Source organism: Planococcus sp. RAB007_Raresut (assembly GCF_057369535.1).
Genome location: NZ_JBXYIF010000239.1, coordinates 1 through 243 on the forward strand (window position 1 = coordinate 1; position 243 = coordinate 243).

Here is a 243-nt window from a genome sequence, read left to right on the forward strand (position 1 = left end):
CTTAAAAAACGAGCCGAATATCGGCCCGATCCTCAGTCTTCACAAAACCATTTCTTACGTGGTTCCACTTTTAGGTTGTCTCCATGTTTCTTCATTTCAGTGACAAGGTAGCGTTCGAGTTCATTCATTGCTTTGAGGCAGTCAGTCATCGTCGCCACGAGCGGCACGACGATGAGAATGAGTTCTTCCTCTTCTTCTCTCATCTTCTAAATCATTAACTTCGCAAAGTCAAAGTTCTCATGG

At 44.0% G+C, this 243-nt stretch carries 1 protein-coding gene; it reads right to left on the minus strand.

What is annotated here, in order from left to right:
- Positions 1-32: 32 nt before the first annotated feature.
- Entirely contained in the window at positions 33-203 is a 171-nt protein-coding gene (locus AC2Q9J_RS18405; RefSeq protein ID WP_499042173.1) for a hypothetical protein, read from the minus strand.
- Between the last annotated feature and the right edge of the window lie 40 nt (positions 204-243).